The following is a 12244-nucleotide window of genomic DNA, read 5'->3' as shown; positions in this document are numbered from 1 at the left end:
AGGCCAGCATGATTCCAGTCAGTATTATTCTGGCTTCGGCAGATTCGGAAATTTACCAGGAGTTACTATGGATTCTGGAAGTATCGTACCTCATTCTACCTGATTTTTCCTCTGCTGGATAGCCCATTGCAATAATAGAAAACGGAGTTACATGTGCCGGAATATTTAACAAACCTCTTAATTCAAGGATCATCTTTTCAACAGGATAAACTCCGATCCAGACGGCTCCAAGCCCTAGATCGTGAGCGGCAAGCAGCATGTTTTGGCTTGCAGCCGAGCAATCCTGAATCCAGAAATCTTTGAATTTAGGAGCGCGCTGATCCCCACACACAAGCACTGCAGCCGGAGTATTCTTCAGCATTTTTGCATATGGATGTAACTCTGAGATTTTATCAAGCAGATCGTATTGATCAATTATAATGAAATGCCAGGGCTGTTCGTCTCCTGCAGACGGTGCGTTCATTCCGGCTTTTATAACGTTCTCAATCATATTCCGATTTACCGAGTCTGATAAGTATTTGCGGATACTTCTCCTGGTAAAAATTGCGTCCATTGTTTCCATAAAAATTCCCCCGATCTCTAATCTTTTTTATAATGGATAAATGTTATTGTTGGAGAGTCTAATTTTCACATAAATTATATACATTTATAAAAGTATAATTATATATCTGAAAAATTCCAGGGGAATATCTTATTAAAAAATCTCTGGATCAACTTAATTGTCGCATAAAGATAGAATAAAATAAGAAAGTTCAACAAGAGTAGTTCAGCAAGAGTTATACTTTATTCGATTTAGATATTGGGAAGACTATATTGAGAATATTGAAGAAGAAACTTCCAGACTAGGATTCACTAAGAGAATAGATTATTGGCAAAATCGATAGGATGAGAAAGGTTACGAAGGTTTACTTCCCAAATTTGGTGCAGTGAAGAACAAAGAAACCCGAGAACAATGGAATACTAAATCGAAGTAGAGGCCATTAGATGGAAGTAGCTCATTTGTTTGATATTTTCTTGGAAGCTTTAACAGACAGCGCAAAAATGATTCCATTACTTTTTATTATTTTCGTTGGAATTGAGTTAGTTGAATATAAATATGCAAACAATATCAGAGAAGCGGTACAAAAGGCTGGAATATTTGGACCTGCTATAGGAGCGGTGACAGGTAGTTTCCCTCAGTGTGGAATATCTGTTGTCGCTTCGGCTCTATACACGCAAAGGCTAATCACTATTGGTACTTTACTTGCTGTTTATTTGTCCACTTCAGACGAGGCAATTCCGATAATTCTTTCTCAACCAGAAAAGGCTAAAATTATTGTGCCTCTGATAATTACAAAAATTATTATCGCTTTAATCGGTGGATATGCTGTTGATTTTGCTTTTAGAAAATCGAACAGGGAGATCTTAGCCCATATAAAGGCATATGCAGAAGGATATGATGACGAATATCATGATCATGAAACAATCCTAGAAGAAAAAGCTTGCTGTGGTCACAGCGCAAGCCCTTCTTCATTAAAATTTAATCCAAAAGAGGTTATCCTTCACCCAATAATCCATACAGTCAATGTTTTTATTTTTATTTTTAGTGTTTCGTTTGCAATAAATTTTGCTTTTGCTCAAATGGGTGAAGAAACTTTCAAAGAAATATTTTTAGTAAATAGTGTTTTCCAACCGTTTTTAGTGGCGTTATTCGGACTTATTCCAAATTGTGCTGCTTCTGTCGCGATAACGATGTTGTATCTCAAAGGTGTTATTACTTATGGCTCAGTGATTGCTGGACTCTGCGCTAGTGGCGGTGTAGGATTATTAGTCTTGTTTAAAGAAGAAAAAGATAAGAAGGATGTATTGATCATATTGCTTCTATTATTTGTTATAAGTGTTTCAGCGGGATATATTATCCAATATGAGTTATAAAAGAAGGAAGTCCGTTTTGCCTGGTCAAGCTAAACGAAACGGACATAATTTATAAAAATAGGACTTTTTGAGTTAACCTGATATTAGTATCTGTTTTCTCTGGGTTTCCTGTGGTTAGGAAGACAGTCTCTGCAGTAGACTGGTCTGTCAGGGTCAGGCCTGAAAGGTACTTCGGTTTCAGCGCCACAATCAGAACAGATAGCGGTGTGCATTTCCCTGGGAGCTCCGAAACCTCCACGGTTGCTGTCTCTGCCCCTGAAGGAATTTCCTCTGTCATTAAAAGCCATTTTCTTTTCACCTCCGCTTACAGCGGATAGTCAATAGTTTAAAAATAAGGCTGTATATTACTCTTTGATTAAAAACAGAAACTAGTTTTTAATAACAGATTATACATCTCTTTATTTTTAATGCTATTAGTATACAGTCAAATTATATAAGTTTTACTCATAAAAATCAAGATCATACCTAAAGTGATGCTACATTAGAGATGCCTTATTTAACCCAATTTTTGAAATTTTCCAGACAATCTCTTGAGGACAGAGATTAAAATTGCAAGTTGAATTCTATTGTATATATAAAGGAAAATTGAGAAATAAAATAATAAGTTAGAGGGATTAAAGGAAGGAAAGTTAAAAAAACAAATATTTGAAGGAATTAAAGCAAGCTAGAAAAAATTAAGAGATATTGGAAAAAATTAAAATTAAGTTGAGGGCTTAAAGGTAAGCTGAGGAAATTAAAAATAAATATTTGAAGGGAATATGTAAGAGAAGAGAGGTTTAACCGAAAACTGGTTAAAACCAGAGTAGTAAGAGCAAACTAATTTTATAAAATTTTACTGTGGGGTCGGGTACTTATTTGAGGTACCCTCTTCTCTCAAGCCATTCTACCTGGGGTCTTGTATATTTCCAGATCACATCGGCTTTGGAATCCTGAATTTCCCAGGGAGCGACAATTACTACATCTCCCTCGTGAATCCACATTTTTTTGTTTTTGGATCCGGGAATACGGCCCATTCGGACTATACCATCCATACACTGCAATGTAACTCTTTTTGAGCCAAGTAAACTTGATACTGTTGCTAGAACTTCGTGGTTCTCTTTACGTGGTGTGCGTACTCTTGTTACTTCCTGAGTAGTGGGTACGTTACGTCCAGTTCCTGCTTTTCTTTTTCTTATATTACTTCGATAATTTGCCAGGTTAATTCCTCTTGGTATTACTCGTCTATTTTTTGTTAGGATTTGCTTTATTTTGTTGAAGTTTCCAACCTTCTGTGTCTGTGGCTGCTTCACATACTTTGAGTTGAGGCTCGTAAATAGACAGGTATTAAAGAAATCCTTGGAAATCTAGAATCTCTGAAAAGCCCTGAACCTCAGGAAACTTTCATATTCCAAAGATCCTTAAAGATCCTTCAGTTACTGTTTGACTTACATGCTGAGAAGTTCTTCAAAACCCTTTAGAGCATTTTTTATACAATAATTCTCTATAAAAATACGTGCAAACGAGATGATATCCCACTAAACGAACAAGTGCTAAATTGATAAAAGTTCAGAGTTCTAATGCACTTTACCAGCCATATGGTAAAACACATAATAAAAAGTGAAGCAAATGCTGATAGTTAATAATCAACACTTTACTTTAATATTATGTTAAGAAGTTTTGTTTAAAACTTTCTGTGGTTAGGCAGGCAATCCCTGCAATAAACCGGTCGTCCTTCTGTCGGTTTGAATGGAACTTCAGTCTCAACACCGCAGTCAGAACAGATAACCTTGTGCATTTCTCTGGGACCGCTGTTGCCGCCTCTGAAACCCCCGCGGCCACTATTTCGGTTGCCTCCACGGTAAGAATTTCCTCTGTCATTAAAACCCATTTTCGTTTCACCTCCACCTATTGCGGATACATGTATTAGATAAAAACATGATCAGATATAACTTATTATTTAAAAACAAAAACGGAGTTTTTAATAACAGATTATATGTCTCATTATTTTTACAAAATATATAACTATTTCCATACTATATAAGATTAATCCACTAAAACCAAAAAAATAGAAGCTGCTTCTTCAAAGAGAAAAACCATGTCGTGTAAGATTATACATTAGAATAAAAGGAGTTTGGAAACCCCTGTTACAGGAGGTTTTCCAGTGATATGATAAAAAGAGAAAATTCTGGAATTTCTGGAATTAGAACTTTCTGTGGTTTGGTAGGCAGTCTCTGCAGTAAACTGGTCTTCCTTCAGCTGGCTTGAATGGAACCTGTGTCTCTACACCACAGTCAGAACAAACTGCGGAATGCATTTCTCTGGGGCCACTGTTGCCACCTCTGAAACCTCCACGGTTGTTATCTCTGTTTCCCCGGTTGTTGTCTCTTCCCCTGAAAGAGTTCCCTCTGTCATTAAAACTCATTTTCGTTTCACCTCCGCTTATAGCGGATTCGTGTAGGTTGCTATAAAAATAAGATCTATACATTCTTTTATTAAAAACAAAAATAAGTTTTTAATAACAGATTATATGACTCTTTATTTTTACTACCACTATTTCCCAAGCATTTATCATATATAAATATATCTGCAAAGAATTTAGAATTCTAAAAATAAAGACCTGCAAACGAAAGAAAGCTTTCTGGATCTTATATTGCTGATTTTATTGGAAAAAAATTAAATATAACAATTTTGACGAAAATTCGGATATATTAGCCTTTTTTCGGGCTATGGAAAGGTATAACTCTGTAAAATATAAGTAAAAATTTGCCGATTGATCCTAACAAGCAGGTGATAAATAATGAATATGAGAGAGATATAAGAAAAAAATAAAAAATAAAGAGATAAGAAATAATAAAATGACAAACTCTTATTACCTGCTTTTACTGGCAATTTTATTTGAGGTCTGCGGAACTACCTGTATGGAACTTTCACAAGGTTTTTTAAGATTACTGCCTTCAATTTTGATTTTTGCGTTTTATGCGATCAGTTTCTTCTTATTTACTCTGGTCATTAAAGGCATGGATATCAGCATTGCATACGCAGTCTGGGCAAGGCTCGTGACAGCGCTTATCACTGTGATCGGAATTTTCGGGTTCAGGAGCCTGTAAATGCTTTAAAAAGTTGTTTCTCTTTTTGTTGTCGTAGTAGGGATAATTGGGCTTAATCTAAGTACAAAATGATCTAAATAATCCTAAAAAAACATAATATTATTCTGAAAGCATATTTCTTTATATCATCTTATCCTGAAAAAATTACCTAAAAATAAGAAAGATATTTCAGATGGCCCCTGAAACCGCCCTCAGGAACTGTCTGAAAAATTCTTTGATGTAAGGAACATAACCCTCATTGACACAGTACTTGACACCGCCTCGCAACCGTTTCATTTTGGGTTTTCAGTCCTACAGTCGATCCTTGCGGTTTGACCTGCATGTCTAAGCCCCTACAATAAAATACGGCAACCGTAATTTTACTGTCGTACAACCGCTTAAATATATAAGGGCCGCTGACGGGTTGCCTGCAAGGGATTATTAGCGATTCCTGTTTCAGGGACTCCAAAAGGAATCCGAGGCAGTCATGGTGTTATGAAAAACAGCAGGTGCCGCGTATTTGTATGAACTTCCCTAAAGTTCACTTTTTTCAACTTTTCGAAGTATTCAACGTTTTTGGAATTTTTCTTCTTAAGAAAGATCTTTAAAATATAAAGGATAAAGATCTTTAAATTCTCATTTTATCGCCTATCAACTTTTACCTTCATTTTAGAAAGGCAAGCTGGGACTAAATATTATATTGCAAAATTAAAATATAAGTATACTTTTATTCAATAATCTAGATTTTTATTCAATAATCTAGATATTACTCTAAACCGAGGCTTTAAAACTTGATGATACTTTATTTTCCTTTATAAAAGGTGAAGAAAATTCATGATTAAAAAATAATATACAGGAACTAGAATAATAGTTAAAAAAGGGCACGGGAATTCAAAATAAGAATTTCAATTATTAGTTCTCCTTATATTATCGGTTATATTTGTTAGAATAACTGAAAAAATAAATGAATCGATAAATCTTCTCCGATAGACTTAATTATTAGTCTACGGCCTCAAAGTTCCATAAAGAGCCCCGAATAAGCTGTCTGCAGTTAACACAGCTGAGAGTCACAATTAGGGCACATTTCTCCTTAAAATTACTCTCTCCTAGAAGATAATTACTATCTTCAAGAAGAAACATTAAAAAGATAATATTAAAAAGATAATATTAAAAAGATAATATTAAAAAGATAATATTAAAAAGATAATATTAAAAAGGTAATATTAAAAAAGTGCGAATTCAACAATATTTTTAAAAGGGAGAAATACTTTTGTTATTTTGTTCTGTGTGCAATCCATTCATAGGGAATAGATTTCATAATAGAAAAGAATCTGGTACTTCTAAAAGAGCAGGGTACTTTTCTTTTAGTGGTATTAAGATCTCTTCGTCTAATTTTGCATTATAAAGGGTTTTCACTTTAGAAAGCTGGTCAACTGATACATTTTTTGCATGACATAAATTAGCTCCTTCAAGGTTAGTCTCTTGGAAGTTAGTATCTAGAAGATCAGCTCCGTAAAGATTAGCCTTAATAAGGCTAGCCCCCTGAAGATTAGCTTTTGTAAGATTGGTATCCTGAAGGTCAGCTCCATAAAGGTCAGCATCTTGAAGATTGGCACCGTGAAGATCAGCCCTTTGGAGGTTAGCCACCTGAAGATTAGCCCCTCGAAGGTCAGCCCCTCCAAGATTAGCCAAATGAATGTTGGCCAATTGAAGGTTAGCCTCTTCAAGGTCAGCAGCTTGAAGGTTTGCCTTTATAAGGTCAGTACCTTCAAGGTTAGCTTTTACAAGGTTAGCTTTTACAAGGTTAGCCTTTTCAAGGTCAGCTCCTTTTCCGCCCAGGAGATGAGCATTTGAAAGGTTAGCCCCTCGAAGATCAGCCCCTCGAAGATTAGCGCCTCTGAGATCTGCTCCTTCAAGGTTAGCCTTTATGAGATTAGCCTCTTCAAGATTAGCCTCTCGAAGGTCAGCCCCTATAAGGTTAGCTCCCCTAAGATATTTTCTTTCAGGAATATTCATTTATAATTAATTGGCTTTGAACTAAAATAAACATTACTATACCAAGATATCTTTTGTTCAAAATTTATTTTTAAAATTATATAGATATATAGTCTAGATATATCAAGCCATAAGAAATGATAACTATCTTTTGGTTATGATACTACTTAGGATGGTTTTTCAGTGATTTTAGAAAACATTGAAAAGAGAGTTTGCCACGGAGAAGATTTATATTTATATTTCCTTATTTTGTATTTATTGGTGTATTTATTCGTTTACTTATCTTTGCCTTTTTTAGCTCTAACTGCGTTTTTGTAACTGCTGGAATTTTGATCCCACATTATGCAGTAAAATATGGTGTATTTAGAGATCAAAAACAATGTCATTCAATTTTCGCCAAGTTCCAGCATATGTTAAAATTAATTTAATCGGTTTCAAAAATCCTATTAGGAAAAAATATTGGTTTTCGAAAAACCACTGCAGAATGTGGGTTTTATAGTCATATATTTAATTATATACTACTATATGAATGCTGGTGCTGATGAAAGCACCTGGAGAATAATGAAAAATAGCAACTCAGGATGAGACATTTAAATCTTACAAAAGTATAATGGAAAACGCCTTAGCTCTCTTGCTTATTTTTTCAATATGGATCTTCCGGATTAAACTTTAAATCGGTTATCTTTACATCAATGTATTCCAGATCGCCCTCTCTTAAATTCCAGACGCCCGAACCCTGTATGGGAAGCCTAAGTCCCTCAAATTCACCGTATCCTCTGATCGGAGTAGACCAGTTTTCCAATTCAAACTTACCGTTGCCCATGTCCCTGTAGCGTGGAGCCATGAAATTTGTCAATTTTCCCTCATCGTCAAAGTACATAGTTGCGGTTATATTTTTACCCATATCCTTCAACGTTACTTTTGCTGAACTGGCATCGATGGGTTCGAAAGAAATGTTTTTTCCCAGATAAGCCGATGGGAACCACATCATTTCGTTAAGGTAACGAGTCATAGCTCCCTGATCCATTTTCTCGCCTCCTGAATCTGCAACTGTGAATAATGAAAGCGCCTTCACCAGAATATTGCCCCTGCCCTCGAGGTAATAATCTCTCACTCGCATCAGTGGCAAACCAAAAGTTTTCATATATGCAATCCAGACGAAACCCGGCTGGCTTACGGAATAATATTGTTTTGCCTCAAAGTTCATCCACGGTTGTGTGATATCTTTCCGGATTTTTCCGACTTGCTTGAGCCTTACCGTTTGTACTATTGGCTTGCCAACCACCCCTGTATAATTAAGATATCTTTTTACCGGATCCGGCAGTTTTCGCAGCATCTCTTCAGTGACGATGACCGGCTTCTGCTGCTGATGCTGTGTAAATATTTTCTTGATTTCCCTGCCAAGTTTCGTACCGGCAATAAAAAGCATATCTGAAGCAATAAATTTTAGCATGTTTTTATCTCATTGTCATTTTTTCCATTAAATATTGGGTGCATGTTCAACATAAGATTTTCAACATAAGATTAATAGATATATGGTTGTTGGCGGTTCCTCCTTACCATTGGCCACATGTCAATTTCCGAAAACACTTATCCTGCAACTTTTAATAAATTTCCTTAACTCTTCCAACATGGTCATTTGTTAACTGGACTTTTATTCCGTGTGGATGCGTTGAAGAATTGGTTAAAATTCTCTTTACGACGCCCCGAGTAATTTTTCCGGTTTTCTGGTCTGCTTTTAATACAATTCCGACACTCATTCCTTCTTTAATGTTTGCTCTAATAGTACCATTGCTCATGGCAGAAGGTAAGTTAGGGATTATATAAAGATGTAGGTTTCCAGAAAATAATAAATTTTAATGACGATAGAATATAAGAATAATCCGAGAAGAGACTCCTTTTGGTAAGTCCGATGCTTAAAACACTTTTCAAGAAGAATATCTCTGCGGAAGTAGCCAGCATTTCTTTACTGATTTTTACTACTTGGTGGGTCAAATTGTTTCACTCTTATATACAGAGATACCTTTATACATTCTATCATACCTTTTACATTCAACTTATTACTCAACAATTATTCAACAGCTATTCAACAATTGAGAATTGCCATTGCAGCACCTAAAAAGCTAAGAGAGGAATCAAGCGCAAAAAGAGTTTGAATGAGAGAGGAATTAACGAGCCGAAGGACTTAAAACAGAAGGGAGAACAAAAAGAGCTGGATTTGAAAGATCGGATTTGAAAGAGAATTAAAAAGGGCTGAAGGGAAAATTAAAGAGAATTTAAGAAAAATTTCAGGAAAATTTAAAGAAAATAAGGAAATTAAAGAGCATTAAGGCGCTTCCTGCTTAGATTCGGGTGAAAATATGGAAAAATACGATTACAGTGAACTTGGGCTGAAAGCCGGGCTTGAAATTCACCAGCAGCTTGATTCGAAGGAGAAGCTGTTCTGTAGGTGTCCGACCATTATAAGGGATGTCAAGGATTCGGACTTTGAGTTCTTCAGGTATCTCAGGGCTACGGAAAGTGAGATGGGAGAAAAGGACAGGGCTGCAGTGGAGCAGACCAAGATCCGGAGGAAGTATGTCTATAAGGCATATGACACTACCTGCCTTGTAGAAAATGATGAAGAGCCTCCAAGAGAACTCAATAAGGAAGCCCTGGATATTTCCCTCGAGGTTGCAAAACTCTTCAACATGAAACCTGTCGACCAGATGCACGTTATGAGGAAGATTGTGGTCGACGGGTCAAACACGAGCGGGTTTCAGAGGACTGCTTTTCTTGCAAGCGACGGATATATCGAGACCTCTGACGGGCGCTGCGGAATTGACAGCCTCTGCGTAGAAGAAGAAGCTGCCCAGAAAGTAGAGGAAATCGGAGACTCGATAATTTATTCCCTGGATAGGCTGGGAATTCCACTTGTGGAGATCGCAACTGCGCCAGATATTACTTCCCCTAGCCAGGCAAGAGAGGTTGCCGAGCAGATAGGAATGTTCCTCAGGTCTACAGGAAAAGTAAAGAGAGGGCTTGGCACGATCAGGCAGGATGTAAACATCTCAATTGCCGAAGGTGCAAGAGTCGAAATTAAAGGCGTGCAGGCACTTGACCTCATAGAAGATATTGTTCGCAGGGAAGTTGAAAGACAGTTAAATCTCCTTTTTATCAGGCAGGAGCTTATGGAAAGAAAAGCCTTCGTCTGCGAAGAAATCTATGACGTAACAGGACTTTTCGTAGATACAAAATCCAAGGTCTTGCAAAAAGGCGTGAAAAAAGGAGCAGTCCTTGCAGCCCTTCTCAGGAAATTCGATGGGCTCGTAGGCAAAGAAGTACAGCCAGGAAGAAGACTCGGAACCGAATTTTCAGACCGGGCAAAGACTGCGGGTGTAGGAGGGATTTTCCACACCGACGAACTTCCCAACTACGGGATAACCGAAAAAGAAGTCAAGACTGTCCGAGACGCAATAGGTGCATCTGTAGGGGATGCCGTAATAATGGTTGCGGACGAGCCCGAAAAAGCTAGGCTCGCAATCGAAGCGGTTATTGCTAGGGCAAAAGAAGCCATAGAAGGAATTCCGGAGGAGACTCGAAAAGCCCTTCCCGATGGAAATACCGCCTATATGCGGCCCCTTCCTGGCGCTGCAAGGATGTACCCTGAAACCGATGTGCCTCAAATCGAAATCTCGCAGGAATATTTCGATTCGATTGAGACTCCCGAACTCCTTACTGAAAGGGCGAAACGTTTTATCTCCGAAAACGGCCTGAATAAAGAGCTTGCCGAAAAAATAGCTTATTCAAAGCATCTTCCTCTCTTTGAAGATCTAATAGAGATTTACAGGAAAGATGCAAACGTAAACTCAACTCTCATTGCGAGAACTCTTGTCGGGATCGTTCCGGAAATCCGGAGAAATGGGGTAGAGACCGAAAACCTTACAGATGAGCATTTCAAAGGGCTTTTTGTAGCAATTTCAAATCAGGAAATCGCAAAAGAAGCCATCCAAGACCTTTTATCCGCTCTTGCAAAAGAGCCTGAACTGAGCACTCCGGAAGCGATTTCAAAACTTGGGCTCAGTGCTTTTGACCCCGAAGAAATCGAAACCTTCATCAAAAAAACCGTCATGGAAAGAGGAGACTTTATCAAGGAAAAAGGTCCGGCAGCTCTTGGTCCCCTCATGGGTATTGTCATGAAGGAATACAGGGGCATGGTCGATGGAAAAATCCTTAGCCAGATGCTGAAAAAAGAACTGGATAGTTTCATAAATCAGGGATAAATCCTTTCTTTATCCCTTATTCTTTATTTCTTATTCATTATTTCTTACTCATTATTTCTTACTCATTATTTCTTATTCATTATTTCTTATTCATTATTTCTTATTCATTATTTCTTATTCATGATCTTCTGAAGAAATACTATTTATTTCATTATCTATCGTCACTTCAGATATGTAGAAACTCCAATATATGAAGGAAAGAAGATAACTTTTTATATTAATTAAGACATTTGTATTGATAGAAGTAGTTGTGGGTGAGATTTCTGTACATATTTCTAGGAGATGGTGAATTGTGTAATGAACCACACTAAGGTTATAAAATAATAACCTAAGGAGAGATCCAATGAAAGTACTGCTTGTAGACGATGACCCCTTGTTTTTGGAGTTATCAAAGACCTTCTTAGAAGTTTTCCATGACATAACTTCGGATACTGTAAACTCTGCAAGAGAAGCCCTTCAAAGGCTGGAGAAATACTCCTATGATGTGGTAGTATCAGACTATGATATGCCTTTAATGGATGGCATCACGTTTTTGAAAACAATCCGTGACAAAAGGATTAATACTCCCTTCATCCTGTTCACAGGTGTAGGCAGAGACGAACTGATGCACCAGGCAATAGAAAATGGCGCAAATTCCTTTATAGAGAAAATAGGAGATCCAAAGGCTCAGTACTCCGAGTTGTCAAAGAGAATCTGGCAGGCTGTCAGCAACAGTGCAAGCTTCTAAAAAGAACAAAGGAAAAACATTGTGCCATGAGGTAATTCTTAACCAGATTTAGAGTAACCAGATTTAGAGTAACCAGATTTAGAGTGTGTTTAAAATTGTCAATAACTGTTGCTAATTCAGTTTTTGAATATTTTTCTTTACAGGCTTTTAAGGAGCTTGAAACCAGCTTTATTTAGTTGCCTTTATTAATTCTCTTCCTACTTAATAAGAAGCAGGGTTATCCTGCAGGCCTGGAAAACCTTCTGTAAGAAAAAATTGCTGGAATATATTTATTTCCTCGT

The 12244-nt window shown here is 37.1% G+C and carries 12 protein-coding genes; 4 read left to right on the top strand and 8 right to left on the bottom strand.

The annotated features are described in order from the left end of the window. Nucleotides 1-52: 52 nt before the first annotated feature. A complete protein-coding gene (locus BP549_RS13700; RefSeq protein ID WP_292381489.1) occupies nucleotides 53-562 on the bottom strand; it encodes a nitroreductase family protein in 510 nt (169 codons plus the stop codon). 422 nt (nucleotides 563-984) lie between these two features. Between BP549_RS13700 and BP549_RS13695 the strand changes: the two genes are divergently transcribed. Then, a complete protein-coding gene (locus BP549_RS13695) occupies nucleotides 985-1914 on the top strand; it encodes a putative manganese transporter (RefSeq protein WP_292372863.1) in 930 nt (309 codons plus the stop codon). An 83-nt stretch (nucleotides 1915-1997) separates the two neighbouring features. On the opposite strand, the gene BP549_RS13690 is transcribed toward BP549_RS13695, so the two are convergent. The 4 genes from BP549_RS13690 to BP549_RS13675 form a co-directional block, all read right to left on the bottom strand. Further along, nucleotides 1998-2201 carry a CxxC-x17-CxxC domain-containing protein gene (locus tag BP549_RS13690; RefSeq protein ID WP_292372865.1) on the bottom strand — a complete coding sequence of 68 codons (204 nt, stop codon included), beginning with the start codon at nucleotides 2199-2201 and terminating at the stop codon, nucleotides 1998-2000. Nucleotides 2202-2765: 564 nt separating this feature from the next. Further along, the gene (eif1A, locus tag BP549_RS13685) at nucleotides 2766-3089 is read right to left on the bottom strand and encodes a translation initiation factor eIF-1A (protein WP_292373278.1); all 324 of its coding nucleotides are present in this window, start codon (nucleotides 3087-3089) and stop codon (nucleotides 2766-2768) included. Between the two features lie 485 nt (nucleotides 3090-3574). Continuing rightward, nucleotides 3575-3781: a CxxC-x17-CxxC domain-containing protein gene (locus BP549_RS13680; RefSeq protein ID WP_011307491.1), complete on the bottom strand. Its 207-nt coding sequence runs from the start codon at nucleotides 3779-3781 to the stop codon at nucleotides 3575-3577. Between the two features lie 312 nt (nucleotides 3782-4093). Then, the gene (locus BP549_RS13675; RefSeq protein WP_292372874.1) at nucleotides 4094-4315 is read right to left on the bottom strand and encodes a CxxC-x17-CxxC domain-containing protein; all 222 of its coding nucleotides are present in this window, start codon (nucleotides 4313-4315) and stop codon (nucleotides 4094-4096) included. Nucleotides 4316-4748: 433 nt separating this feature from the next. Between BP549_RS13675 and BP549_RS13670 the strand changes: the two genes are divergently transcribed. Next, complete coding sequence (locus BP549_RS13670; RefSeq protein ID WP_292372876.1) at nucleotides 4749-5000, top strand: DMT family transporter; 252 nt, start codon at nucleotides 4749-4751, stop codon at nucleotides 4998-5000. Nucleotides 5001-6293: 1293 nt separating this feature from the next. Here the strand turns inward: BP549_RS13670 and BP549_RS13665 are convergent. The 3 genes from BP549_RS13665 to BP549_RS13655 form a co-directional block, all read right to left on the bottom strand. Then, nucleotides 6294-6995: a pentapeptide repeat-containing protein gene (locus tag BP549_RS13665; protein WP_292381488.1), complete on the bottom strand. Its 702-nt coding sequence runs from the start codon at nucleotides 6993-6995 to the stop codon at nucleotides 6294-6296. A 622-nt stretch (nucleotides 6996-7617) separates the two neighbouring features. Then, nucleotides 7618-8427: a DUF6544 family protein gene (locus BP549_RS13660; RefSeq protein ID WP_292381485.1), complete on the bottom strand. Its 810-nt coding sequence runs from the start codon at nucleotides 8425-8427 to the stop codon at nucleotides 7618-7620. 151 nt (nucleotides 8428-8578) lie between these two features. Continuing rightward, nucleotides 8579-8773 carry a YwbE family protein gene (locus BP549_RS13655; protein WP_292381483.1) on the bottom strand — a complete coding sequence of 65 codons (195 nt, stop codon included), beginning with the start codon at nucleotides 8771-8773 and terminating at the stop codon, nucleotides 8579-8581. 561 nt (nucleotides 8774-9334) lie between these two features. Between BP549_RS13655 and gatE the strand changes: the two genes are divergently transcribed. Both gatE and BP549_RS13645 read left to right on the top strand, forming a co-directional pair. Next, a complete protein-coding gene (gatE, locus tag BP549_RS13650; RefSeq protein WP_292381482.1) occupies nucleotides 9335-11236 on the top strand; it encodes a Glu-tRNA(Gln) amidotransferase subunit GatE in 1902 nt (633 codons plus the stop codon). A gap of 343 nt (nucleotides 11237-11579) precedes the next feature. Then, nucleotides 11580-11963, top strand: coding sequence for a response regulator (locus BP549_RS13645; protein WP_292372886.1), 384 nt, complete (start codon nucleotides 11580-11582; stop codon nucleotides 11961-11963). Nucleotides 11964-12244: the final 281 nt, after the last annotated feature.

It is taken from the genome of Methanosarcina sp. UBA289, from assembly GCA_002496565.1.
Lineage (GTDB): Archaea > Halobacteriota > Methanosarcinia > Methanosarcinales > Methanosarcinaceae > Methanosarcina.
The sequence above is the reverse complement of the archived record's forward strand: the minus strand, read 5'-3'. Positions and strand labels throughout refer to the sequence as shown.